The sequence below is a fragment of the Parasegetibacter sp. NRK P23 genome, from assembly GCF_023721715.1.
Lineage (GTDB): Bacteria > Bacteroidota > Bacteroidia > Chitinophagales > Chitinophagaceae > Parasegetibacter.
Genome location: NZ_JAMDLG010000001.1, coordinates 2,496,092 through 2,521,700 on the forward strand (window position 1 = coordinate 2,496,092; position 25,609 = coordinate 2,521,700).

The 25,609-nt window shown below is 49.7% G+C and carries 23 protein-coding genes; 10 read left to right on the plus strand and 13 right to left on the minus strand.

Annotated elements, in window-relative coordinates:
* Window positions 1-39: 39 nt before the first annotated feature.
* The 8 genes from M4J38_RS10135 to M4J38_RS10170 all read right to left on the minus strand — a co-directional run bounded on the left by M4J38_RS10135 (window position 40) and on the right by M4J38_RS10170 (window position 11,861).
* Window positions 40-1,089 (minus strand): DUF5007 domain-containing protein, encoded by a 1,050-nt coding sequence (locus tag M4J38_RS10135; protein ID WP_251759444.1) that lies wholly within the window; start codon window positions 1,087-1,089, stop codon window positions 40-42.
* 35 nt (window positions 1,090-1,124) lie between these two features.
* Window positions 1,125-1,805, minus strand: a complete 681-nt coding sequence (locus tag M4J38_RS10140; protein WP_251759445.1) for a hypothetical protein — start codon at window positions 1,803-1,805, stop codon at window positions 1,125-1,127.
* A gap of 37 nt (window positions 1,806-1,842) precedes the next feature.
* Entirely contained in the window at window positions 1,843-3,417 is a 1,575-nt protein-coding gene (locus M4J38_RS10145) for a RagB/SusD family nutrient uptake outer membrane protein (protein ID WP_251759446.1), read from the minus strand.
* Between the two features lie 29 nt (window positions 3,418-3,446).
* Entirely contained in the window at window positions 3,447-6,386 is a 2,940-nt protein-coding gene (locus tag M4J38_RS10150; RefSeq protein ID WP_251759447.1) for a SusC/RagA family TonB-linked outer membrane protein, read from the minus strand.
* Between the two features lie 391 nt (window positions 6,387-6,777).
* Complete coding sequence (lon, locus tag M4J38_RS10155; protein ID WP_251759448.1) at window positions 6,778-9,180, minus strand: endopeptidase La; 2,403 nt, start codon at window positions 9,178-9,180, stop codon at window positions 6,778-6,780.
* A gap of 140 nt (window positions 9,181-9,320) precedes the next feature.
* Window positions 9,321-9,914: a porin family protein gene (locus tag M4J38_RS10160; protein WP_251759449.1), complete on the minus strand. Its 594-nt coding sequence runs from the start codon at window positions 9,912-9,914 to the stop codon at window positions 9,321-9,323.
* 180 nt (window positions 9,915-10,094) lie between these two features.
* Window positions 10,095-11,342 carry a metallophosphoesterase gene (locus M4J38_RS10165; RefSeq protein WP_251759450.1) on the minus strand — a complete coding sequence of 416 codons (1,248 nt, stop codon included), beginning with the start codon at window positions 11,340-11,342 and terminating at the stop codon, window positions 10,095-10,097.
* Window positions 11,343-11,351: 9 nt separating this feature from the next.
* Window positions 11,352-11,861 (minus strand): NADPH-dependent FMN reductase, encoded by a 510-nt coding sequence (locus M4J38_RS10170; protein WP_251759451.1) that lies wholly within the window; start codon window positions 11,859-11,861, stop codon window positions 11,352-11,354.
* A gap of 363 nt (window positions 11,862-12,224) precedes the next feature.
* Here M4J38_RS10170 and M4J38_RS10175 point away from each other — a divergent pair, with 363 nt between their 5' ends.
* The 8 genes from M4J38_RS10175 to M4J38_RS10210 are packed head-to-tail and all read left to right on the plus strand — an operon-like array spanning window position 12,225 to window position 17,469.
* Window positions 12,225-12,920: a metal-dependent hydrolase gene (locus M4J38_RS10175; RefSeq protein WP_251759452.1), complete on the plus strand. Its 696-nt coding sequence runs from the start codon at window positions 12,225-12,227 to the stop codon at window positions 12,918-12,920.
* A gap of 29 nt (window positions 12,921-12,949) precedes the next feature.
* On the plus strand, window positions 12,950-13,774 hold the full coding sequence (locus tag M4J38_RS10180) for a ParA family protein (protein WP_251759453.1): 825 nt from the start codon (window positions 12,950-12,952) through the stop codon (window positions 13,772-13,774).
* A complete protein-coding gene (locus M4J38_RS10185; protein ID WP_251759454.1) occupies window positions 13,758-14,681 on the plus strand; it encodes a ParB/RepB/Spo0J family partition protein in 924 nt (307 codons plus the stop codon). Before M4J38_RS10180 ends, M4J38_RS10185 begins: the two co-directional genes overlap by 17 nt.
* The gene (locus M4J38_RS10190) at window positions 14,681-15,331 is read left to right on the plus strand and encodes a DUF5683 domain-containing protein (protein ID WP_251759455.1); all 651 of its coding nucleotides are present in this window, start codon (window positions 14,681-14,683) and stop codon (window positions 15,329-15,331) included. The genes M4J38_RS10185 and M4J38_RS10190 overlap by 1 nt, the downstream gene beginning before the upstream one ends.
* A gap of 11 nt (window positions 15,332-15,342) precedes the next feature.
* Window positions 15,343-16,059 (plus strand): 4-hydroxy-tetrahydrodipicolinate reductase, encoded by a 717-nt coding sequence (dapB, locus tag M4J38_RS10195; protein WP_251759456.1) that lies wholly within the window; start codon window positions 15,343-15,345, stop codon window positions 16,057-16,059.
* Between the two features lie 19 nt (window positions 16,060-16,078).
* Entirely contained in the window at window positions 16,079-16,720 is a 642-nt protein-coding gene (locus M4J38_RS10200) for a response regulator transcription factor (RefSeq protein ID WP_251759457.1), read from the plus strand.
* 58 nt (window positions 16,721-16,778) lie between these two features.
* Window positions 16,779-17,189 (plus strand): Rrf2 family transcriptional regulator, encoded by a 411-nt coding sequence (locus M4J38_RS10205; protein WP_251759458.1) that lies wholly within the window; start codon window positions 16,779-16,781, stop codon window positions 17,187-17,189.
* A gap of 4 nt (window positions 17,190-17,193) precedes the next feature.
* A complete protein-coding gene (locus M4J38_RS10210; protein ID WP_251759459.1) occupies window positions 17,194-17,469 on the plus strand; it encodes an acylphosphatase in 276 nt (91 codons plus the stop codon).
* Here M4J38_RS10210 and M4J38_RS10215 read toward each other — a convergent pair.
* Window positions 17,466-18,410 (minus strand): NAD-dependent epimerase/dehydratase family protein, encoded by a 945-nt coding sequence (locus M4J38_RS10215; RefSeq protein ID WP_251759460.1) that lies wholly within the window; start codon window positions 18,408-18,410, stop codon window positions 17,466-17,468. The genes M4J38_RS10210 and M4J38_RS10215 overlap by 4 nt on opposite strands.
* 105 nt (window positions 18,411-18,515) lie before the next feature.
* Between M4J38_RS10215 and kdsA the strand changes: the two genes are divergently transcribed.
* Window positions 18,516-19,334, plus strand: coding sequence for a 3-deoxy-8-phosphooctulonate synthase (gene kdsA, locus M4J38_RS10220; protein ID WP_251759461.1), 819 nt, complete (start codon window positions 18,516-18,518; stop codon window positions 19,332-19,334).
* A 166-nt stretch (window positions 19,335-19,500) separates the two neighbouring features.
* Here kdsA and M4J38_RS10225 read toward each other — a convergent pair whose 3' ends face one another.
* The 3 genes from M4J38_RS10225 to M4J38_RS10235 all read right to left on the minus strand — a co-directional run bounded on the left by M4J38_RS10225 (window position 19,501) and on the right by M4J38_RS10235 (window position 21,994).
* The gene (locus M4J38_RS10225; protein WP_251759462.1) at window positions 19,501-20,292 is read right to left on the minus strand and encodes a DUF4382 domain-containing protein; all 792 of its coding nucleotides are present in this window, start codon (window positions 20,290-20,292) and stop codon (window positions 19,501-19,503) included.
* Window positions 20,293-20,704: 412 nt separating this feature from the next.
* Window positions 20,705-21,703, minus strand: a complete 999-nt coding sequence (locus M4J38_RS10230) for a helix-turn-helix transcriptional regulator (protein ID WP_251759463.1) — start codon at window positions 21,701-21,703, stop codon at window positions 20,705-20,707.
* Window positions 21,704-21,772: 69 nt separating this feature from the next.
* A complete protein-coding gene (locus tag M4J38_RS10235; RefSeq protein WP_251759464.1) occupies window positions 21,773-21,994 on the minus strand; it encodes a PspC domain-containing protein in 222 nt (73 codons plus the stop codon).
* Window positions 21,995-22,136: 142 nt separating this feature from the next.
* Between M4J38_RS10235 and M4J38_RS10240 the strand changes: the two genes are divergently transcribed.
* On the plus strand, window positions 22,137-24,404 hold the full coding sequence (locus M4J38_RS10240) for an aconitate hydratase (RefSeq protein ID WP_251759465.1): 2,268 nt from the start codon (window positions 22,137-22,139) through the stop codon (window positions 24,402-24,404).
* 368 nt (window positions 24,405-24,772) lie between these two features.
* On the opposite strand, the gene M4J38_RS10245 is transcribed toward M4J38_RS10240, so the two are convergent.
* Window positions 24,773-25,576, minus strand: a complete 804-nt coding sequence (locus M4J38_RS10245) for a M48 family metallopeptidase (protein ID WP_251759466.1) — start codon at window positions 25,574-25,576, stop codon at window positions 24,773-24,775.
* Window positions 25,577-25,609 lie beyond the last annotated feature (33 nt).

Below are 25,609 nucleotides of genomic sequence, written 5' to 3' on the forward strand. Positions count from 1 at the left end.
TTATGGTTGAGTTGCTTCATTATAGCGTGTTGATTGGCGTTAGTCATCGGTAAACTTGGGGTTATCGGTTTTAAAGGCGAATACGATCTCCCAGTTGCCTTCCTGGAAAATGGAGAAATCAAGTCCTATCACCCCGGTTTCCCGCATCCCGCCGAAACCGATGCGGGAGTAAGCGAAACGAACCCTGGCGCGGCGACCATCGGCGGTGGTGTACCGCGTGGGGAGGTTGATCAGCGGCATCGGGTAAGCCACATCGTAGGTAACCCTGGTATCACTCATGCGCATGTTGAAGCCGTGCAGCAGGTTGTCCCAGTCGGTGAGGGCGAACTTATTGGGGTTAATGGGTTTGTAGTATTTATCAAGGAACATAAAAGAGAGCGTATTTTCCCCGGTCACGTTTTCAGGCGATGCTTCCCGGATAAATACGTCCACTTCGAAGTTGCCAAGTATTCTTTTAAGAGAGTCCCCCACGATGTTGACCATGTAGGTTGGCGTGATGCCGTTCGCCACCGACTGCCCGGTGATGGCGTTTAGGTTAGACGGTTCATAAGGACGTTCACGGAAAGGCATCAGCCGCATGCCCCTGAAATACCTTCTGCCGCCCGAGTTACTCATTTCCACATCAAACACATAACCGGAATCGGCCTGGCAACGGATGAAGTTGGAGCTGGAAGAAGACCACATTACAAAGTCGCCGGAGTGCTTTCTTATTTCAAATACATTATGATACTCCACTTCCCGCTTCGCTTCAATTTCTTCCAAAGATTTTTCCAACCCGGTATAAGCCTGCTTCCAGACTTTCACCGGAAAGATATCGGTCAACTCAGGCGCCGCCTCCCCGTTAAAACGGCGTGCATTCACGATTTTGAATTCGATGGGATAAGAACTGCTGTTGTTGGGGTTGGAAAAAACATTGGAGTACATGGTGGTGCGGCCCACAACAGGTTCGAAGGCGGTTTGGGCAAACCCTGCTTCAGCACTCAGGGCGTCCCTGTATTCAGGAACATATTTCTTACAGGAAGCAACACCTGCCATTACGGTACCGGCGATGGCCAGCCAACAGGGGAACAGGAGTTTGTTGTTCTTCATAATCATTTTTTTAGCTGTTCGGTAATGGTGAAGGGTTATTTGTTCATTCTTTCCACGAACTCGTTCCCGAATCCGAAATCGTGTCCGGAAGAAAGCACATGTACGATACCGTTATTCGTCTTTACGTTCACGATCTGTGTTTTGGTGGTTACCCAGAATATCTCGAACGGCGTTTCCTTGGGATCGCTGAAGAACAATTGTTGTGGTCCTCCGCCAACATAACCGCCCGCGTTCACCCTTTCGTAGAGCAGGTTCATCGAGTAATCATATTTGATGTTGGGTGCCAGGATACCGTCCGCGTTCCCTACTACCCTATCGGTATTGTATAAGCCGCGCAGTATGTAGCGGCACGCCAGCGTATCAAGGTGCGCGGAGTCGAGCGTGGCCAGTGTTAACGGCGGCCGCGCGGGCTGCATGGTGGCCCTGCGCAGGTTCAGGTTTTTCATGGCCAGGTTAAAACTGTTGTTGTTGATCGCAAACAACGTTACTTCTCCTGAAACCAGGGAATCCTTCAAACCACCCAGCCGGTCAATGACCAGCAGCATGGAATCATACAAGCCAGGAAACCTTTGCAGGTATTCGTAGCTGTTACCCTGGAACACGCTGGACTCCTTGTCGTAGTTATAATAGGTATCGTCCTTTTTGGAGCAGGCGGCAAAGCAACAGGCCACCGCCAGGGTAAAGAGCATGCTTTTTATAGAAAATATGTTTCTCATTCGCATCTTGTTAGGTTTATGCACTTTCAGTGGCGGGCTACTGCCAGTAACTGTTCTGTACGATTTTTGGATTGTTCTTGATGACATCCCTTGCCACCGGCCAGTAAATTCCGCCGCGGTCTATCAGGTCGTTAAAGGCGGGATCTTCTCTCCTGATCTTGTGGTAACGCACCAGGTCGTACCACCTCCAGCCTTCACCCACAAGCTCTCTGCGGCGTTCTTCAAATATTTCTTTGAGCAGGTCGCTGCCCGGTTCTGCCGGATCAAAAGACTCTAATCCTCTCCTGGAACGCATGTTATTGAGCAGGGTGATGGCATCAGATTCGTGGCCCAATACGGTTAACGCCTCGGCCCTCAGCAGCGCGATCTCTTCCAGGCGGGAGAACAGTATGGCTGAAGTGAAAATATTGAACTGGGATTCTCCGGCTACCCCCGCGTTGATCGCCTTAATTTTGCTGAAGATGGGAATCTCTTCTCCGTAACCAGTGATATAAGCGTTCCGGTACAAAGTGGGCGTTCCCTGGGAAACACTGGTGGTATCGGCACCGAAACGCTGGTCCTGACCGTTCCTGGTCGGGAACATGGCAGCGAGCGTATCGTTGGTGATATAGATATCGGGCAGTTGCTTGGACACCAGCGGGTATGCGAGGGTGAGTTGCTCAATATGTCCCGTTACGGAGGATTCACCCATTCCTTTGATGAAGTTGAAAGAAATGAACTGGTTCTGGGAAGCGGAAAGGCCGTTGGCCAGTTCGTTGAACAATCCGTTGGTACGCGTAACCTGGTCCACGGTAAGGTAGCTGATGCCGATCCTGTTAAAGTTGTTCATCACAAAATCAGTGTATCCTGCCACGGCGTAATAGTTGCCCTGCAACGCGGAAATATGGGCCAGGATGGCGTATGCCGATACTTTGTTGATGAGCATATTGCGCCACTCATTGTAACTCTTGGTATGATAAATGGTTCCGGGCAGCACCGGATCGCCGCCGCCATACACATAAGGCAGCAACGGGGCGGCATCTTCAATTTCCTTTACGGCGAAACCGAGCACATCTTCCTTGCTGCTGCGGGCGAACTGTTCGAACTTGCCGTTATCGTAAGATTTGGTGAGCAAGGGAACATCTCCCCAGATGCGTACCATATAATAATAGATGAAGGCGCGGAGCACACGGGCCTGGGCCACATCTATCTTATGGTTAATCTCTGTATAACGCGTATCTGCAAGCGCTTCTGCTGAACGCTCAATAAACAGGTTGCAGGCGTTCACGGCGGCGTAAAACCTGCGCCAGTTGGATACGCTTTCAAAAACGGGGTACCCCGCGTTGAGGTTACCTTCAATAATCGCCTTCAGATCTGGTCTTTTCAGGGAAGTAAAATCGCCGTTGCGGAGTTCCCCCATCAGCCAGTGCGCGTTGTTGTCGGCGATGGCGGCACGGAACAATCCGTAAATCCCCATCAAACCGGAACGTGCGTCGTCGATGGTTTTCCAACTGTTGGCCTCATCCGACTGGCGGGTGCTTTCTATATCCAGCTTCTTGTTGCAGGATTGCAGCACCGGGCCCGTTACCAGTGTGGCCGCAAGAAAAACAGTCAGTACACTTTTACCTGTCATAAAATGCCGGTGTTAGTAGATTGAAAATTTTATAAATCGATTTTTACGCCCAGGATGAACGAACGCTGAATGGGCAAACCGTAACCGTTGTAGATGCCGTTGTATTGAACCAGTTCGGGGTCTGTACCTTTGAAGGGGGTAACCGTGAAGAGGTTCGCGCCAGTAACATATACAGTGGCTTCTTTAAATGTTTTGCCTGCGCCCTTACCTGCCACCAGGTTATACGACAATGTGAGGGAACGGAGCTTCAGGAAAGATGCTTTATCGAGGAACAGGTCCTGGTCAAGGCGATAGGGTATAGTATTGCTCCACGGGTTGTACATGGGGTAACCGGCGAGGTCCATCTTTCTTTCCCAGAATGTGATTTCTTTCACTGCGTTGATATCAGAAGACGCGTCGTAGTTGATGAAGTCGAACTTACTCGCGGCATATTGGTTCTGCAAATAATGGCCGAGGGCAAAGTAGAACTGGAAGTTGAGGGTGAACGCTTTGTAAGCGAGCGCTCCGCCGAAACCACCGGTCAGTTTGGGCAATGAATTTCCGGCAAGCACCTTGTCGTCTGAATTAATGGCGAAATCGCCGTTCACATCTTTCCAGCGGGCATCCCCGGCTTTCATGGGTACACCTTCAAAAGCTATGGGCTGTGCCGTTCCCGGATTCACAGGCACTTCGGCATCTGTATTGTATTTCCCTTCGTTCTGGTACACCCAGAACGCATCGATGCGTTCGCCTACTTTCAACAGGCGGTTCCCTATAATCACTTCATTCAATCCACCGGGAAGTGCTTTCAGTTCATTTTTATTGAAGTTGAGGTTCCCGTTGACATTCAGACCGATACCGTTTTTACCTGATGCTTTCAAAACGGTGGCACCTATAGTAAAGTCTACCCCTGTATTGTTCACCTCCATTCCCGGACGGAAAGCGCTGGCGTAACCATATTCCATAGGAACGGGTACGGCAAGCATCATATCTTTATCAGTTTTGGAATAGAAATCAACACCAATGTCCAGTTTTCCTTTCAGCAAACTGGCATTTGCGCCCAGGGTAGCCTGCTGCACCTTCGCCCAGGGAATGCCATATCCCACCCAGCCTGAGTTATAAGGTCTTGACAACCCGGGAAGTCCGGCGTAACTGCCAATCGTTGGTGCGCCTGTCCATGAAAGATCGGAACGGTAGTTGGGTCCTCCGGCGAAGCGGTCGTCGGAAACGAGTTTACCATTGCTGCCGAAAGACGCGTTGATATCAAATGTATTGAACAGCGTACTGTTCTTCATCCATAATTTGTGTGCGTTCACCGCCAGGTTAGCCGCATAGCCGGTGTACCACCTGTTGTCGGGCTGCATGGCGGAAGAACCATCCCTTCTAACGAGGCCGGTTAAACGAACAACGTCGTTCCAGTTGTAAGTGGCTTTGCCATAAAAAGAAGCGATGGCCTGCTTCACGGAAGAGGGGTGGTAAAACACATCGAAGCCCTGAGGCGTAAGATAGTCATCATCATTCCTGTTGCCTTCTACAATATTCAGTTTGATAAAGTTATTGGGTCCATTGTATGCATACGCGTAATCGAATTTATTGAAGGTGTTCAGGAAGCTCTGTCCTGCTTCAAAATCAACGTTCCGTGTATCGTCCAGCTTCCAGTTGTAGCCGATGCTGTTGCTGAAGATGAAGCGCTGGTTGTAACCAAAGTAGTTGGACACAAAGTTGTTGTTCTCCAGCAACTGTGTGGGATAGAATACATCGCGTGCGGCTTCGTTGTAATCAAAGGAAATGCCGCCATTGTAGCGGGCGCCTTTAAGCTGCGCGGAAATATTAAAATAGCCCTGAACGGTATTCGTGGTATTGTCGTCTTTCACATTGTCTTCGAACTGGGAAAGATACCTGCCGTACACTTCTTTATTGGGCGTGAGGGGGTTGGAAACATCGGGAATATACCTGGCTTCGGCGAGCCTGTCGCGAAAACTGCGGTTGCGGTCGCGCGTCATGTGCGCGGCGTTGATCAGGCTGGACATGGTGAGCCATTTCAGCGGCATCACGTTGATGGAGAAGGAGGCGTTGTACCTTTGGAGTGAAGTTTCATCGGCGCTGTTGGCGTTTTGCGTGGCACCGCCGAAGAAGCGAAAGTTGGCCCTTTCGGAACCGCCGGTCAAACTCATGTCTACATTGTACAGGGCCTGGTTCTTATAATAGAGGTCCGTCCAGTTCGACCTGCCGTAATAATCGGCGTTGGAGGAATCTTTCAGGTAAGCGGGATAATTAAAGCGGTCGGCCATGGTGCCGTACATATCATAGAACGGAAGGCGGAAATTGTTTTCGTATACACCGTTCACGGCCATTACGCGTTCTTTAGGGGCAACGCCGTAATAAGCATGGATATTCAATTCCCGATCACCTGATTTGGCTGCTTTCGTGGTGATCCAGATGGCGCCGTTGGCGGCGATGGGTCCCAGCAGGGCCAGTTTAGCCGGATCTTTTATGACCTCAATACTCGCCACATTGTTGATGTTCAGGTTGGCGAGGAGGTTGGTGGCCGGCCCGATCCTGTTGAAATCGTATTGTTGTATTTCATAGGCGAAAGGATTGTCCATCGTGAGGGGAATGCCGTTGAGAAAAACAGCCGCCTGGTTGTCGAAAAGTTCTCTTTTGGAAAGCAGTGGTGAGGAGATGCCCCTGATGAACATATTCTGTTCAGTGCCCGGTTCTCCGGAAGGCTCCTGCACGAATACGCCGGCGAGGTTGCCTTTTACCAGTTGTTGCGCGGTAATAAAAGGGGTGAACTGAAGTGGCCGCACTTTTACGGCACCGTCTTTTTGCAATTGCCCCAGTTGGGAGATTTGCGCTGGCGCTTTGAAATCCTTTGGAAGAGAATCTTTACCGGAAAGGGGAACAGACTGTGCATTTCCCTGAATAGCGTGCAGGAAAGAGAAGGCCAGCAACGCGGCTAACCTCCCCGTGCAAGGGGCTAGTGTCATTCTCATAAGCTTGTTGTCAATTTATTGAGGCATCAAACAGGGATCCTTCCCTACTTATTCTGTTCTCGTTCTGGTTGAATACAAGCCCAATTTAGCCCGTGTTTTCAATACAAAAAACACCTGAAAACGCTACTACCTGCCGCAAACGTTTGTAACCCGCATTACAAACGTTTGCGCTATTTTTTAATGATTTTCCACACAAACGTTTGCAGGCGTCACAACGTTTAAAAAACGGGGTAAATGCAAAGGCCAAAGGTGAAATTGAACACGAATACCGGACAGCTCAAACAACGGGATGGCCCATGGTATGCACCGGCAAACGTTTAGCGGGAGCAAAAAAATGGCGACCACATTCCTGCGGCCGCCACGCTTATTTCATTGTATTACTATATTAAACTAAAGCGATGTCCAGCACTTCCTGCATCTGTTTCACATAATGAAACTTCAGCCCTTTAATAAAGGCGGGATCAATTTCCAGCACATCTTTTTCGTTCACGTAACAAAGGACGATCTCTTTCAGCCCCGCGCGTTTGGCCGCAAGAATTTTTTCCTTGATCCCTCCCACCGGGAGTACCTGTCCGCGAAGCGTGATCTCTCCCGTCATGGCCAGGTGGGATTTTATTTTCCGGCCGGTGAACGCGGAGGCCAGGGCGGTCATCATGGTAATGCCGGCGCTGGGGCCATCCTTTGGAACGGCGCCTTCGGGCACGTGGATATGAATGTTTTTTGCCGCGAACAGTTTAGAGTCGATGCCGGCCTTCGCCGCGTTCGCCTGTAAATAACTGAGCGCCGTACTGGCAGATTCCTTCATCACATTACCGAGGTTACCGGTAAGCCGCATTTCTCCTTTTCCTTCACTTAAACTCGCTTCAATAAAAAGTATATCACCGCCAACATAGGTCCAGGCCAGTCCTACGGCCACCCCGGGTATATTGGCAGACTTGTACACTTCGTTGCTGAAACGGGGTTTCCCGAGCATCTCCTCTACATCCGTTACCGCGAGCGTGGGTTTCAGTTTTTCCTCCATGGCCACTTTTTTGGCCAGGTTACGCATCACGCCGGCGATCTGGCGGTCCAGGTCACGCACCCCGCTTTCCCTTGTATAATCCTTGATGATCTTTTCGATCACCTTATCGGGGATGCGGAAATTGTATTTCGCCAATCCATGCGATTCCTTTTGTTTGGGGATCAGATGCCTTTTGGCGATCTCGATCTTTTCTTCGATGGCGTATCCGCTCAGGTCGATGATCTCCAGCCTGTCGCGGAGCGCGGGCTGGATGTTGTTGATATTGTTCGCGGTGGCAATGAAAAGCACCTTACTGAGGTCGTATTCCAGTTCCAGGTAATTGTCGTAGAAAGTATTGTTCTGTTCCGGGTCCAGTATTTCAAGCAACGCGCTGCTGGGATCGCCGCGGTGGTCGTTGCCGATCTTATCAATTTCATCCAGGATCATCACCGGGTTGGAGGTTTTGATTTTCCTCAAAGACTGAATGATCCTGCCGGGCATGGCGCCGATGTACGTTTTCCGGTGTCCGCGCAATTCACTTTCATCGTGCAGACCACCCAGGCTTAAGCGGGCGTATTTCCTGTTTACAGCCGAAGCGATACTTCTGCCGAGCGATGTTTTACCGATACCGGGCGGACCAACAAAACAAAGGATCGGACTTTTCATATCTCCTTTCAGCTTCAGCACGGCGAGGTATTCGAGGATACGTTCTTTGATGCGGTCCATGCCGTAATGGTCGGTATCCAGTATAGTGCGGGCCTTTACCAGGTCGTAGCTATCTTGTGTATGTTCTTCCCATGGCAATTCCAGCAGCAGATCGAGGTGGTTGTACACCACGGAGTAATCGGGCGTGGAGGGGTGCATTCTTTCCAGCTTTTCGATGCCTTTGCGGAACATTTCCTTCGCGGCTTCGGGCCATTTTTTCAGCTCCGCTTTCTGCTGGAGATCTCGCAGTTCGCGCTCATTGGGATCTCCGCCGAGTTCTTCCTTGATGCTTTTCATCTGCTGTTGCAGGAAGTATTCCCTTTGCTGTTTGTCGAGTTCGGCACGGGTTTTCGTGGTCACCTTATTTTTCAGTTCCGCGAACTGGAGGTCGCGCTGCAGCAATTGCATCAGAAGATCGGCCCTTTCACGGATACTGTTCGAGACCAGGAGCTTTTGTTTTTCCCCCAATCCCGCGTTCAGGTTGCTGGCCACGAAATGGATCAGGAAGGCCGGGTTCTCGATATTTTTGAGCATGATCCCCGCTTCCGCCGGAAGGTTCGGTGTAAACGACATGATCTGGGTGGCGAGGTCCTTGATGTTGGCCACATAAGCCAGGAAGTTTTCGTCGACCGGGGCTTCTTCCTCCGGCATCTGAGCGATGGCCGCTTTAAAGAACGGTTCTTCCGCCAGCACTTTTTCTATAAGGAACCTTTTCTTTCCCTGGATAATCACCGTGGTGCCGCCATCCGGCATTTTAATCAGTTTGATGATGCGCGCCACGGTACCCACCGTTTCCAGGTCGGCTACCACGGGTTCTTCCACGGCACTATCTTTCTGCGCGATCACGCCAATCAGCTTATCACTTTTATACGCTTCCTGGACCGCTTTGATGCTTTTTTCCCTTCCCACCGTTATCGGCAATACCACGCCCGGGAACAAAACGGTGTTCCGGAGCGGCAATAAAGGAACCTCGGCTGGCAGGTCCATCGCGGCATTGTTATCGTCTTCGCTTTCGTTCAGGGGAATAATGGGCATAAAATCCATCTCATCTTCAGGTCTCAGGAAAAAATGCTGTTCGCTCATCCGTGCTTATTTAAGATAAAAGTACTGCCATTCTGCCCGCGGGATGGCGGGAAAACGGGAAAAACTACGGGGTCAATATTGGTGCCACACAAAAAAACCCGGTCGAATTGACCGGGTTCTAATCTGTTTCTGCTGTTTTATCAGAACACATAACCGAGACCAACCTGCCATGCCTGGCTTTTCCACTGGTCGCGGTTGTCGATATCGTTGATGTCGTTCAGGCCCACCGCATAGCGGCCATAAGCCCTGAACATGGCGATTTTCAGTTGTACACCACCCAGCATGGAGAAATCCCCGCTTTTAAAAGCTTCTTTCCCGTTGTCCAGCAGGCGCTTGTCCTTATCGATCAGGATGCTGTACTGCGGTCCTACCTGGAAAGTGATGAAATTGGAAGGGCGGATGTTCAGCAACAGGGGGATGGCGAGGTAGTTCAGTTTTACATCTTTTACCTGGGCGCCGAGGTCCTGGTAGATGTCCTCAAACTTTGCCCCGGTGCGGGCGTTCGATTCGGTCCACAATACTTCGGGCTGCAATCCGAATGTTTTGCTAAAGTTAAGTTCGGCGAAACCACCCAACTGGTAGCCGAAATTGTACCCGTCTTTGAAAGATTGTCCGTCAATCTTGTTCATGTTGGCCCCGGCTTTGATACCGAGTCCGAAATTAGGTTTCTGAGCGAGGCTGATCTGAGCAAAACCCAGCAGGGCGATGGCCAGGAAAAAAATACTCTTTTTCATACAAGTCGTTTTTTAGCTTTCCTCATCGAAATCAACTTACATGCCACCGGTTGTTAAAGATTGTTATAAGTGACAAACCTGTGGCCGGCGCCGTTGAAGAAAACTTTTTTTAAGTAATTCTTTGCTTTCAGCAGGAAAACAACTGTATGTGGGTTCACCCCTATTCCGTTCCGAAAAAAATCAGGCGAGGGTGAATACCGTGATTTCGGGCAGGATTCCCACCCTTCCGGGATAACCGATAAATCCGAAACCGCGGTTCACATATAGTTTTTGTGTCCCTTCTTCATACAATCCACCCCATTGTTTATACATATATTGTACCGGGCTCCATTTGAACCCGGGCATTTCCACGCCAAACTGCATACCATGCGTATGCCCGGCCAGCATCAGTTGCACATCGGGGTAAGTGGTCCGCACCTGTGCATCCCAGTGAGAAGGATCGTGGCTCATGAGTATTTTGAAGGGAATATTTTCGGTGCCTGGGTAAGCGGTGTCCATCTTACCATATTTGGGAAAGCGGCCCTTCGCACCCCAGTTCTCGATGCCCAGCAAAGCGATTTGTTGTCCTTCTTTTTCCAGTACCACATGTTCATTCATCAGTAAGCGCCAGCCCATTTCAGCGTGTACGGCTTTCAGGTCTTCCAGGTTCTTCGCTTTTACCTGGTCATTTTCCCAGTTTACATAGTCGCCGTAATCGTGGTTACCGAGGGTGGAATATACGCCCAGCGGCGCTTTGAGAGAACCGAACACCTGCTTCCAGGGATCCATTTCCGTGGCGCGGTCGTTCACGAGGTCGCCGGTGAAAAGGATCAGGTCAGGCTTTTCATTCATGATCATTTCAATGCCTTTCCGCACCCCATTTTCATCCTGCAGACTCCCCGAATGTATATCTGAAATATGTACCACCTTTAATCCTTTAAAGGCGGATGGCAATTCAGGAAAATGCAGCGCCAGCTTTTCTATCCTGTAATTGTATTTGTTCCGGAATCCGAACAACAGACTGCCAAACAAAGTGCCGCCCACTCCAATACCGAGCCAGCTCATAAAAGTGGAACGGGATATCCCTTCACCTGAAATGTTCACTTCAACCGAAGGATTGCTGAACGCCTTACCCACCACCCACATGATGCCGCGCCTCACATCATCGGCGAAAAAGAATATCGTACCGATCAGCTTAGCGAAAAACAGTCCCACCACCATCGCAAAAATATAAGTTCGCGCGGCTTTGGGCCAGTTATCGTAGTTCACAAACGGGATCAGCACCATGAATAAAAGTGCCACGCCTGAAACCAGCCAGAAAGCGCCATGAACCAACAGCCTTGTTTTATCACCCGCGCCCTGCGTCAGGTATTTCACCACCTGGAAAACATATATATCCAAAAGCAGCATGATCGCTACAATGATCCACCAACCGTTGCTGTTCCGCATTTTTTTTGTTTAAAATTGAATGAATTCGTCTACCTGCGCTTCCATGGAATGGATGAGCGGCATATCGGAGAGTTGTCCGTGCTCGTCCAAGAGTTTATCTACGGTGGAGATAGGCAGTTTATTGGGGAGGACATGCATTTTAAGGTAGTGCAGTATCCCCGTGAGGTGGTCCATGCCCCGGAGGTTTCCCGCTCTTCCGGTGGAAACGCCCACCAGCATTGCTTTTTTATGCCACCACGCCCTTCTGATATCGGCCTGATCAATGAGTAATTTCAGTATTCCGGGGATGCTGCCGTTATATTCCGGCGACACGAAAATGAATTTGGTGGGCGGGATCAGCCATTCTTCCTGCCAGACCTGGCGCTCTTCTCCTTTTCCGAGGGGGTTGTATTCTTCGAGGGAAAAGAGTTTCGCTTCAATGGCTTTTTTTTCAAGCATCTGGCGGTAGAGGCGTGCTATTTTGATGGTGTTGCTGCCGGGCCGGTCGGTGCCGGCTATGATGAGGTATTTTTCTTCCATGTATTTTTTTAATTGCTCGCGGATTGAGTTTTTTTCACGCAACGACGCAAAGCAGCAAGGACGCAAAGCCTTGATTATTTGTAACCAGTTTTGGGTCACGCGTTACAGCTGTTGTTTTCAAGGCGGATGCACATTCCTTGCCTATCTTCAATAACATTTGACCTTCTTCCCTAAAACCGCTCCTTGCGTCTTTGCTCCTTTGCGTCATTGCGTGAAACGTCTTGGCGGTCCTTCCTAACAGCAAAGGAATGTAATTGTTCCCGAATTCAACCACGAACGATTATTTTTGCACCGGAACTTACCTTAATATGAACTGCTTTCTTCAGAAACCGGTTCACATTAAAAGAAAACCTCATAAAACACATGAAATTAACCTATTACGGCCATTCCTGCTTCTCCGTGGAAATCAAAGGAAAGCATATTTTATTCGATCCTTTTGTAACGTACAATGAGTTGGCAAAATCGATAGATGTGAACAGCATTCCCGCGGATTATATCTTCCTTTCCCATGGTCATGCCGATCACTTCGCGGATTGCGTTGCCATTGCGCAACGTACCGGAGCTACCGTGGTAGCCGCCTGGGAAATTCATGAGTGGCTGAACAAAAGCGGGGTAGCCAATACCCACCCCATGAATACCGGCGGGAAGTGGAACTTTGATTTCGGCGCCGTAAAATGCGTGGTGGCCCAGCACTCCAGCGGTTTACCCGATGGCAGTTACGGCGGGAACCCGATGGGCTTTGTTTTTACCACGGAAGAAGGCAATTTTTATTACAGCGGCGATACGGCCCTTACCATGGACATGCAGCTCATCCCCCGCTGGGCTAAACTTGACTTCGCGGTACTCCCTATCGGCGACAATTTCACCATGGGCGTGGAAGATGCCGTTCAGGCCGCCGAATGGGTGAATGTGGACCATATCGTGGGTGTCCACTACGATACCTTCGGATTTATACGCGTTGACCATGAAAAAGCCCGGGAAATGTTCCGAAATGCCGGGTTAACCTTACATTTGCCAGCTATTGGCACCGATATTACCCTTCAAACAGGTAATTCCTGATCCATTATAATTAAAAGAACCCGAACAGCATGGCCCGAATCATAGGCGTAGCAAACCAAAAAGGAGGAGTGGGTAAAACCACCACCGCCATTAACCTGGCGGCAAGTTTCGCTGTACTGGAGTACAGGACACTGCTCGTAGATGCTGATCCGCAGGCGAACAGCACCACCGGCGTGGGATTCGACCTCCACAACATCACGCAGAGCCTCTACGATTGCATGGTGAACGACACGCCCGCAAAAGATGTGGTGCTGAAATCGGATATCCCCAACCTGGATGTGATTCCCTCACATATTGACCTGGTGGGCGCCGAAATCGAGATGATCAACTACCCTAACCGGGAACTGGTGCTGCAAAACGCACTCGAGGTCATTAAAGATGATTACGATTTTATCGTGATCGACTGCTCCCCTTCCCTGGGTCTGATTACCGTGAACGCGCTTACGGCGGCTGATTCCGTGATCGTGCCCGTACAATGCGAGTTTTTCGCCCTGGAAGGTCTGGGTAAATTATTGAATACCATTAAGATCGTACAAAACAGGCTGAATCCTGAACTGGTGATTGAAGGTATCCTGATGACCATGTACGACGGGCGCCTGCGTCTCTGTAACCAGGTGGTAAGTGAAGTAAGAAGGCATTTTGAAGATATGGTTTTCCATACCATCGTACACCGGAACACAAGACTCAGCGAAGCGCCCAGTTTCGGGAAACCCGTTATCCTGTATGACGCGGAAAGCAAAGGTTCACTCAACTACCTGCACCTCGCGAAAGAAATACTGCAAAAGAACAACCTCACTAAAATTAACCAGGAAGACAGAATATTAACTACCGAACACGATGACGACTCCGAATAAAAAAGAAGCGCTGGGAAAAGGGATACGCTCCCTGCTGAAGAATATTGACGCCGATCTCAAAACCACCACGGGCAACCTGAAAAGCAGTGTGGTGGACGCGGCTACGGGCATCATCCGCATCCCGATAGAGCTGATAGAGACCAACCCCAAGAACCCGCGCCACGATTTTGAAGAGACCGCCCTCAATGAGCTGGCGAACTCCATCAAAATGCACGATATCATTCAGCCCATCACGGTATCCAAACTCCCCGACGGGAAATACCGCCTGATATCGGGTGAAAGAAGGTACCGCGCCAGCAAGATCGCCGGACTCAAAGATATTCCCGCCTACATCCGCCAGGCCAACGACCAGCAACTGCTGGAACTGGCATTGCTGGAAAACCTGCAAAGGGAGGACCTGAATGCTATGGAGATTGGCCTGTCCTACAAAAGGATGATGGACGAACTCTCGTACACGCAGGAACAGGTGGCCGAAAGAATGGGCAAAGAAAGGAGTACGGTAACCAATTATATCCGTCTGCTGAAATTGCCGCCAGATATCCAGGTAGCCGTAAGGAACGCTGATCTTTCCATGGGACACGCACGCGCGTTGATCTCCATTGACGCGGTGGACAAACAACTCTACATCTACGGGGAAGTGAAGAACAAAGGGCTTTCCGTGCGCCAGACCGAAGACCTCGTACGCAAAATGTACAAGGAAGGTGGCAAGCCTGAAGCTGTTAAAAATAACGCAAAAGCCACAATACCGCCCGCTTTCAAAAAAATTGAAGATAACTTGGCATCGCATTTCAGTACCAAAGTGAAACTCCAGCACAACAAAAAAGGATATGGTAGTATCAGTATCGAATACTATTCTATCCAGGAGTTGAACAAGATACTGGAACAAATGAATGTTACAGTTAACTGATGAAATACTTTCTCCTATTATTTTTCTCCGCCTTATCCTGCTGCATTTACGCACAGGATAAGGACTCTTCCAGCCTGATCATCCGTGAAAACGGTAACATTGTTCCCGTTAAAACAGACTCCGTTACTGCGGAAAAAGACTCGGTGAAAACCAGGAAAAAACACGAGATCATCCCGCGCAAAGCAACCATCCGTTCCGCTATTTTACCCGGCTGGGGACAGATTTATAACCGCAGTTACTGGAAACTCCCGCTTGTGTATGGCGCGCTGGGTACCACGGCTTATGTTTTCACCGACAACATCAAAACCTATCGCCTGTACAGGGATGCATACCGGTTGCTGGCCGATACCAATGACGCAAACGACATACTGGTTCCAGAAGAACTGAGAATATATTCGAAGCAATCCATCAAAAACGGCAGGGATGAATTCAGACGGTATATAGATTATTCCGTTTTGTTCTTCCTCCTCTTCTGGGGACTGAACGTGGTGGACGCCACAGTAGATGCCCACCTTAAATCTTTCGACGTGAGCGAGGACCTGAGTTTCCAGATAAAACCAGGTTATAGCCCCATGGCCAATACCACAGGTATAAGCTTTGTGCTGAACATCGGGAAAAACTCCTCTAAAAGCGTAATTTCGCTGCGCTAGAAAACAACACGATGAAAATAGCGCTAATAGGATACGGCAAAATGGGCCAGGCCATTGAAAAGATCGCCGTGGCCAAAGGCCACGAGATTGTACTGAAGATCAGTATCGATAACCTGGAAGACAATACCATAGAAAATATTCAGCAGGCCGACGTGGCGATAGAGTTCACGGGACCGGAAAGCGCCTACGATAATGTGGTCCGCTGCATAGAAGCGGGCGTGCCCCTCGTATGCGGCTCCACAGGTTGGCTGAACAAATATGATGAAGTAACGGCGCTGGTCAAAGAAAAGAACGGCACGTTGCTGTACGCCAGCAATTTCAGCATTGGCGTAAACATCTTCTTTGAACTGAACCGGAAACTCGCCGAACTCATGGCGCCGCACGCCGATTATGACGTGAGCATGGTGGAAATCCACCATACCCAGAAGCTGGACGCGCCCAGCGGTACGGCCATCACGCTGGCCGAACAGGTGATGGAAAAAATCACCAGGAAACAGTCATGGGTAAACGATACCACCGGAAACCCCGCCGAACTCAGCATTCTCTCCGAAAGAATCGATCCGGCGCCGGGTACCCACAAAATAAAATATTCCTCTTCCATCGACGACATTGAGATCATCCATACCGCGCACAACCGAACCGGGTTCGCTTCCGGGGCAGTGCTGGCAGCGGAATACATTGCCGGCAGGAAAGGAATTTTCAGCATGAAAGAAGTACTGGGCCTGTAAAAATCAATAACTTCGGCGCATGGCGCAGGACAAAATCAGGCTCGCGATAGTAGATGACCACCAGATCGTGATCGATGGGTTGATCTCTCTTTTGGGAGGACAACCCCGGTACAGTGTGGAACTCACCACCACCAGCGCGCGTTTCCTCCTCGATCAGCTACGGAATATTCCGGTAGATGTACTGTTAACGGATGTGATGATGCCCGAAATGAATGGCAGGGAACTGGCGGCCACCATCCGGAAGCAATACCCCCATATACGCATACTCGCACTGTCGATGAGCGGTGAGGGACAGCTAGTGAACCAGATGATCGCTGATGCGGACATCGCCGGTTATGTACTGAAGAACATCGGGAAATCCGAACTGCTGCATGCCCTCGACAAAATCGCTGAAGGCGGGCTCTATTTCAGCGAGGAGGTCATGGCCGAAATGGGAAAGGCTAGTCTGATCCGGAAAGAAAACGCCGAAGTACACCTGACGGCCAGGGAGATCGAAATCATCGCCCTGATTGAAAAAGAATTCAACAACAAACAGATCGCTGATGCCCTTTTTATCAGCGAAAGAACCGTGGAAACCCACCGGAAGAACATCTTCAGGAAGACAGGCACCAACAGTGTGCTCGGGCTCATCAAATATGCTTACGAGCACAAACTGATCTGAGTTCCATTCCCTACTTTCCTAGTATATTTGTAGTATATTTATTTCAAAGGCCCTCCGTATGATCAGCAAGAAAACGCAATACGCCTTCCAGGCATTGATGTATTTGGCACAGAAACAATCAGACGAACCGGTTCTGATTGCAGAGATTTCGAAGAAAAAGAAAATCCCGCTCAAGTTCCTGGAGAACATTCTCCTGGAAATGAAAAAGGCTGATATACTGGACAGCAAAAAAGGAAAAGGCGGCGGCTATTATTTTAAGAAATCCCCCAAAAACATCCAACTCGCGGAAGTGATGCGGCTGCTGGATGGCCCTATCGCGCTGCTCCCCTGCGTGAGCCTTAACTTTTACGAACGCTGTAAGAACTGTGATGAAAAATCATGCGGACTGCACGATGTAATGGTAAACGTACGGGACGCCACGCTTAGAATACTGGAAAAGAAAACCGTAGCCGATATAGGAAAACAATAAACGTATGGCAGAAGAAACGATAGAAATTATTGTGCGTGGAAAGGTGCAGGGTGTTTTCTACCGGGCAACCGCAAACGAAAAAGCCAGGCAACTGGGCCTCACCGGAACCGCCCGCAATATGCCGGATGGAACGGTTTTACTGATCGCCACCGGCACCACTGAACAACTGATCGCCTTCAAGGATTGGTGCTGGGAGGGATCGGAGAACGCCATCGTTACACACGTGGAATCCCGTCCGATCCCTTACACCTGGTTTGAAGATTTCAGAACCGTCCGCTAAGGCTTCAGGTTCTGCAACATATCTTCGGTCATTTTTGCCAGACCGAATTCATGGTTCCATCCCCAGTCTTTCCGGGCCACCGCATCATCAATACTTTGCGGCCAGCTGTCGGCGATCTGCTGGCGGTAATCGGGTTTATAACTGATGTCAAATTCCGGAATATGCTTTTTGATCTCCGCGCCAATTTCGGCAGGTGAAAAACTCATGGAGGCCAGGTTATAAGAAGTACGTACCGATATTTTATCCGCGGGCGCTTCCATCAGTTCAATCGTGGCACGAATGGCATCGGGCATGTACATCATAGGAAGATAAGTATCTTCCTTCAGGAAGCATTCGTATTTATTTTCCTCCAGCGCTTCATGAAAAATTTCCACCGCGTAATCTGTGGTACCACCACCCGGCGCTGATTTGTAGCTGATGAGTCCCGGGTAACGCAGGCTGCGCGCATCCACGCCATACCGCTGGAAATAATAGTTGCACCAGAATTCGCCCGCATATTTACTGATCCCATATACCGTGGTGGGTTCGATTACGGTTTGCTGGGGACACATTTTTTTAGGAGAAGTGGGTCCGAATACCGCGATGCTGCTGGGCCAATACACTTTGTGGAGTTTTTCCTCCTTCGCGATATCCAATAAGTTGAGCAGGCTCTGCATATTCAGCGACCAGGCCAGGTTGGGGTTTTTCTCACCCGTTGCGGAGAGTATCGCCGCCAGCAGGTAAACCTGTGTGATGTTATGGCGGATCACCAGTACATGCAACATCTCTTTGTTCATGGCATCCAGTTGCACATAAGGACCGGATCCGCGCAACAATTCATTTTCCTCCCGCAGGTCGGATGCGATCACATTTGAACCGCCATATACTTTGCGCAGGGCCAGTGTAAGTTCAACGCCTATCTGTCCGCAAGCGCCTATTACCAGTATTTTCTCTCTTACCATTCATTTGATTTTTTGGGTGCACAAACCTAATAAAACTTTCATTTGCCCGATGACGGAATGTACAAATGGCGCAACGGTTTGCACGTAATCTTTTACCTTTGCGGCATGGAATACCTGAAATCGTTGTTCAAAGGGCAGGAATACGAACCCACCCAGTTTTTTCTTATTGCCGGTCCATGTGTGATAGAAAGTGAGCAGTTGCTGATGGATGTGGCCGGGAAAGTAAGTGAAATATGCCGCTCCCTGGGCATCCCTTATATTTTTAAGTCCTCTTACCGGAAGGCCAACCGCACCAGCGCCAATTCCTTTACCGGACTTGGGGACGACACAGGACTTTCCCTGCTGAAAAAGATGGGAGAACATTATAATCTTCCCACCACCACCGATATTCATTCCGCCCCGGAAGCCGCCATGGCAGCGGAATACGCAGACATCTTACAAATCCCCGCTTTCCTTTGCCGCCAAACGGACCTGCTGATCGCGGCCGCTGAAACCGGCAAAGTGGTGAACGTAAAAAAAGGGCAGTTCCTGAGTGGCGCCTCCATGCAGTTCGCCGTGGAAAAGATCCGGAAGGCCGGGAACGAAAAAGTGATGCTTACTGAAAGAGGTACCACCTTCGGTTACCAGGATCTCGTGGTGGATTACCGGAACATCCCTGTAATGCGCGCTTTTGATGTGCCCGTTGTGATGGACTGCACCCACTCTTTACAGCAGCCCAATCAAACCAGCGGCGTAACCGGGGGCAACCCGGGCATGATTGGCACCATCGCCAAAGCGGCCATCGCCGCAGGCGCTGATGGCTTGTTCATCGAAACGCACCCCAATCCCGCTGAAGCGAAAAGCGATGGCGCGAACATGTTGCAATTGGATAAACTGGAAGGGTTGCTGAAAGAGTTAACGAGGTTAAGAAAGGCTGTGGTGTAAATACACAGTTTAATTTATAAAGAAACAAGGCATATCAAATCGATATGCCTTGTTTCTTTTATTGGGAATTGAACTATACAAAGTAAACTTACAAATCAATCAAACGCCTTACAACTAAACCGCTCTTTGCGTCCCCGCTCCTTAGCGCCCTTTGCGTGAACCAACATCATTTCCTTAACCGCACCGTATCCACCCAGGTCACACTCCCTGCATTCACCACAATATTGTTCACCACCGCCGTATCAAAATCAGGATGAAGCGGCCTTACATTCAACCAGTAATTGCCGGAAGGAAGTCCTTTCATCAGGTACCCGCCATTGGCTCCTGTAAAGGAACTGGCGATGGTATCGTTGCCGTTCATCAGCAACAAGGCCGCTTTCACAGAGTCTGGCAGTACCACACCTTTCACCGAACCGCCCACTGATTCAAAAATAGTTCTGATCACCGGCTTTAAAATAAACTTACCATTACCCGTATGCACAATGGATTTCGCCACATCAAAATCAAGGAGGATTACATAGAGCAGGCCGCCATCAATATCCTGCTGGATGTTCAGTTTAAGTCCGCTTTGTTGAGCGCTGGGTGTTTGAAGCGGCGTTTCCACACCATTTACCACCACACTGTTTTGGGAGCCCAATACCAGTCGCATCTGATGGATGCGGCCGGATGGAAGGAATGCGTCTGCGAGCAATGTATCCTTATCATTTACCAGATCAAGCAGGTTATAAATGCCGGGCCTTATACCTGAAAGCGTTTGCCAGCCGTCATCATCGGCATCGGTCATATTCACTCTAACCTCCCTTACGTCTACATAAACGGCATCAAAATCTCCCGGGTCGTCAGTAAGTCTTACCTGAACGCGGGCCTTACCGGAATTGTCTTCATCTTTCTTATCGCAGGCGGTCCAGAGCAAAGCCACACTGCATAACATAGAAAGGGAAAGGATCAGTTTTTTCATGATGGTAGAATTTATTGACCATCGTTATTCTAAAACTGTACCAAAATAAATTGCAGCGCTTAATTCAGATCAACGTTTGGGGAAAATAAAAAAGAGGCTGTACCAAACATTGATACAGCCTCCACCAATTCGTTTTCCAAAGGCGAAAATTGATTTTAAATATTTTCAGGAAGGTTGGGAAAGTAACTATGGTTTTTAAATAGGTTGGACAACGGCCTTTCGATCGGATGGACGGGTTGGTTTTTCCGGAAGGGTGGATAGTAAAAACGGGACCCGGGGAAAAAACTTACTAAACCGTCTCAAAAATAAAGCCCAGGTAAATCATTTAATGCCCTTATCGGGCCAATCAAGAACCTGACTTGTCAATATTAGGGAAATCTCTCTACATATCCCAAAAAAAATTCATTCTTTTTTAGTTCAGCAACAGCACTTCACTTGGAAGCACACTGAACTCTTTTTTAAAGGCGAGCGCGAAGTGGCTCAGGTTGGAGTATCCGAGGCGCAGCCCCACTTCTTTTACGGAGTATTTTCCAGACAACAATAACTTGCGGGCCTCATGCATCCGGTGCTTCTGGTAATATTTATAGACAGGCAACCCATACACTGTTTTGAATTGCTTCTTCAGTTTGGAAGGGCTCATAGAAGCCATCCTGGACAACTCGGGAATGGTGGGCGGGGCGGAATCAATACTTTTGAGCAGGGCCGATTCCACTTCCATCAGCAATTGAACATCTAATGGAGACACACCGGGTTTGAGGCTTTTGTTACCGGCCAGTTTATCGAACAAACGGGTAAAGAACCGTTCCGCCAGCAGCATGGTCCTGTTCTCGAGTTTCGCGAGCCACAAAGGATGTTCCGGTGAAAACGAGAAAATTTCGTTCATCAGTTGGCGGTAGTTGGTATCAATGGGTTCAAAGTTCAGGCTGGCCGTTTTCATGGCCAGGTACTGCTTCAATACCGATTCGGGTTCTTTGAAGTCGAAATACCGCGCCAGCCAGGTTTCCGGAAACAGCACTGCAATGGAACGGACGGCAGACCCTTTCGAAAGCAAAACTTCAAGATCGAACATATCGCAGGTGAGCGTAACAGCGGAACGGAGGTGCCCCTTTTCTTTTACGCTGTCATTATGAATCCGAACTTCCAGTTCCTCAGACACCAGTATCTCGTCGAAACGCAAAGTATAATAGCGGCTGGGCGAAGCGGTGCGGTGCAGTACCAGGTTTTTGGAAAGTTTAAAATCGCTGATCACCATATCCAGTCCGTTGGGAAGCGAGAACTGCCAGATATGGCCCTCCCCGTAGGTCGCGGGAATCACAAAATGGTGTTCATTCCGGGGAGATGTTCCCATTGCGCGGGCGAACCCGGCAAGCCAATCCTTATAGTTGGTATAACTGTATTTATAGGTGATCATCGCCTTACGGAATAATCACCAAAAGTAGCCATTAAGCCCGTGGGTACGGGTTAATCAAATGTGAATGACCTACAGGTTGCGGAGTGGATTGCGGCGGGCCGAGAGCATATAATGCTTCATATTCATCCAAAAGGCCACGATCATATAAATAATAAGCGGGGAACCGAGGGTCATGAAGGAAATATACACGAACCAAAGGCGGATACGGGAACTGGCGATGCCCATTTTGTCGCCCAGGTAGGAACACACCCCGAAAGCATTCATTTCAATGATATCTTTCAGCTTTTTCATGGAGGAACACCGGTTTTTTAATACCGCTAATTTATTGAAAATACACGGGAATCACAACATTGGTTTCGGCAAAAAGGCAAATTTTAAGTAAATTCGCAGCGCCTCAAAGCACACAGCATTCTTCATTAAAATTTTATATACAATGGTTTTCGACTTGGACTTGATCAAAAAGGTATATGGAGAACTCCCCGGTAAAGTAGCTGCTGCCCGTCAATTGCTGGGACGACCAATGACTTTGGCAGAAAAAATCCTGTACGCGCATACTTATTCGCCCGCGAAAAGCGCTTATGAGCGTGGTAAGGATTATGTTGACTTTGCCCCGGACCGCGTGGCCATGCAGGATGCGACCGCCCAGATGGCGCTGCTCCAGTTCATGACCTGCGGAAGAGCGAAAGCCGCTGTTCCCTCCAGTGTACACTGTGATCACCTGATCCAGGCGAAAGTGGGTGCCGAGGCCGACCTCGCCACCGCCATCGATGTAAACAAAGAAGTGTACGATTTCCTCGCTTCAGTATCCAATAAATACGGCATAGGTTTCTGGAAACCCGGCGCTGGTATCATCCACCAGGTGGTGCTGGAAAATTACGCCTTCCCCGGCGGTATGATGATCGGTACCGATTCCCACACGCCTAACGCGGGTGGTCTTGGTATGATCGCCATCGGAGTTGGTGGCGCGGATGCGGTGGATGTTATGGCCGGACTGCCCTGGGAACTGAAAATGCCCAAACTGATCGGCGTGAAACTGACCGGCAAAATGAATGGCTGGACCGCGGCGAAAGACGTGATCCTGAAAGTGGCGGGCATTCTCACCGTAAAAGGTGGAACCGGCGCTATCGTGGAATACTTCGGTGAAGGTGCCGACAGCCTCAGCGCAACCGGTAAAGGCACCATCTGTAACATGGGTGCTGAAATCGGCGCAACCTGTTCCCTGTTCGCTTACGATGATAAGATGAGCGCTTACCTCCGTGGTACCGAAAGAGCCGAAGTGGCCGAATTGGCGGATGGTGTGCGTGAACACCTTCGCCCTGATGCTGAAGTGTACGCCACTCCTGAAAAATACTATGACCAACTGATTGAGATCAACCTCTCTGAACTGGAACCCCATATCAACGGACCTTTCACGCCCGACCTGGCCTGGCCCCTCAGCAAATTCGCCGAAGCGGTGCGCACCAACAACTGGCCCGCTAAACTGGATGTGGGTCTGATCGGCTCCTGCACCAACTCTTCTTATGAAGACATGACCCGTGCAGCTTCCATCGCCAACCAGGCCGCTTCCAAAAACCTGAAGGCAAAATCTGAGTTCACCATCACCCCCGGTTCTGAACTGGTTCGGTTCACCGCGGAAAGAGATGGCATCCTGAACACCTTCGCCGATATTGGCGGTGTGGTGCTGGCCAACGCCTGTGGTCCCTGCATCGGACAGTGGGCACGTCATGGCGCTGAAAAAGGAGAGAAAAACTCCATCATTACTTCCTTCAACAGGAACTTCGCTAAAAGAGCGGACGGCAACCCCAATACACACGCATTCGTAGCCTCTCCTGAAATTGTAACCGCATTCGCGATAGCGGGTAGTCTTACTTTCAACCCCATCACCGATACGCTTACCAACGAAGCCGGCGCACAGGTAAAACTGGACGAGCCCGCAGGTATAGAATTGCCCGTGAAAGGTTTTGAAGTGGAAGACGCCGGTTATCAGGCTCCTGCCACCGACGGATCATCCGTTGCTGTTGCCGTAAGCCCGACCAGCGACCGTCTCCAATTGCTGGAACCATTCTCCGCATGGGAAGGAACAGAGTTGCGTGGACTGAAACTGCTGATCAAAGCAAAAGGAAAATGTACAACGGACCATATTTCTATGGCAGGTCCATGGTTGAAATACCGCGGTCACCTCGATAACATTTCCAACAACATGCTGATCGGCGCCGTGAATGCTTTCAACAACGAAACCGATAAAATCAAGAACCAGCTTACGGGTGAATACGGCCCGGTTCCGGCCACCCAACGCGCTTACAAAGCCGCCGGTCTCGGAAGCGTGGTGGTTGGTGATGAAAACTATGGTGAAGGCTCCAGCCGTGAGCACGCTGCTATGGAACCGCGTCACCTCGGTGTACGTGCCATCTTGGTGAAGAGCTTCGCGCGTATCCACGAGACCAACCTGAAAAAACAAGGTATGCTGGCACTTACTTTCGCCAACAAAGAAGATTATGACCGCATCCAGGAAGATGATGTGATCGATATCGAAGGACTCACTGAATTCGCACCAGGCGCTCCGCTTACAGTAGTACTTACCCACAAAGACGGCAGCAGGGAGCAGTTCCCGGTGAACCATACCTACAATGAACAACAGATCCAGTGGTTCAAGGCAGGTGGGGCGCTGAATGTGATTCGTGCTGAGTTTGCTAAGAATTAGTACTATTTCTTTGAATAGTAATGCCGCTTCTTGATGAGGAGCGGCATTTTTTTTGTTTTTTTCACGCGATTGCTTTTTCACGCGAAGACGCAAGGGAGCAAGGACGCAAAGCGTTGATTAAGCAGGAAGATTAAGGGTTGCGGTTTGCATTTTTAACGTGAAATAGATGAGCAGTAAGCTTCGTTTGAATCGGGATGATTGGGGGAGAAGAAATTTCTCGCGACGGCGCACTGCTTCGTGCCTCGCAGACGCGGAGCATTAATTAAGCAGGAGCGGCTGAAGAATGGAGAGACATCTACAATTAGAACGCATTATAGTTTCTTCTTCGGCAAGTAACACTTTTTGTGTAAGTGGATGAGTAATGTAGTTTACCAATCTCCTGAAGGTGCGGGATTTCCTGCTTTGATGATCTTGAAAAATTCGTTGAGCCGCACATCTTCCCTTTCTTCGGAAGAGTTTTTGAGTTGGGCATCAATATTGGCGATCCTGGTATCAAAAAGCGGGTGAGTGCTCATGAAAGCCGCAGGTTCGCTTCCGGCCGTTTCTTCCGCGAGGAACTCCATCAACGCTTTCATACCAACGGGGTTGATCTTTCTTTTTTTCATGAAGGCAATGCCCTGATTGTCGGCTTCGGTTTCCAGTTCGCGGGAATACTCCAATCCTTTCAATTCATTGGCACGACTCAATATCGCGCCCGCCACACCATCCCCGTTTCCGGTGACCAGCGCGATCAGCATACCGCGGCCCATGCTCCGCATGATATTGCGCAGCGTGTGGCGCTGTGTGATGTGTGCCGTTTCGTGCGCCAGCAACGCGGCAAGTGCTTCGGCGGAAGGCATATCTTCCAGAATGCCGGTGTACACTACAATAAAACCGCCGGGTAAAGCGAAAGCATTTTTCTCCGGGGACTTCACCACAGTAACTTTGGTGTTGTAAGCACGGTCGTAATTCAGGTCTTCGTAAAAAAGCTGCAGCAGGCGGGTTCTTGCTTCATCCACCTCCCAGGTCTTGCGCATCTGATCATACAACTGCTGCCCCACGGATTGCTCGTAGGAAACCGGCACCCTTCCCGCGAATTTCTCCGCAAGGGCCGGTACCCACCAAACATACGCGGCGATCAGGATACCGAGGATGGCACCAAAAAACAGCAGAATCTTCACTTTAGCGCTCATGCCACAAATTAGGGATTCCGGATATAAAAAGTC